We start from the raw sequence: 485 nt of genomic DNA on the forward strand, positions 1-485 counted from the left end.
AAAGTTAATAAAACTGCCTTACTATGCCCACGAGGACCAACGACTGTATCTAGTTCAAAATCGCCGATGCGCTTACGTTGATTAATCATCATGGGACGCTGTTCAATTGATCGCCCCAAAGATTGATTATATTTGGATCGTTGGTCAACGTTACGCCGTTGGCGTACACCATGTTCAGGTAGATCATTCAAGGAGAAACCAATTCTCCCCTGATTTAGCCAATTATAAATAGATTTAGTAGCTAAATTAAATTCGTGAGCAATCATTCCTGGTGACCAGCTTAGACGTAAATGGTTGAGAATTTTTTGCTTTAACTCATCGCTCAGCTTAGTTTTCCGACCACATCGTGATCGCTTGTATTCGGCATCTGTTTGTGCTAATTCAGCCTGATAAGGTTGACATCGAGATAATTCATAAGAAATTGTTGACGGTGATCGGTTCAGCCGAACGCCCATTTGGATATTGGACAGCCCTAGTTCACAAAA

At 41.2% G+C, this 485-nt stretch carries 1 pseudogene; it reads right to left on the bottom strand.

From position 1 onward, the window contains the following. Positions 1-485, bottom strand: a pseudogene (locus LPKJCM_RS11360) (IS30-like element ISLpl1 family transposase); the annotation flags it as partial.

Origin of the sequence: Lentilactobacillus parakefiri (genome assembly GCF_002157585.1) — a bacterium.
GTDB lineage: Bacteria > Bacillota > Bacilli > Lactobacillales > Lactobacillaceae > Lentilactobacillus > Lentilactobacillus parakefiri.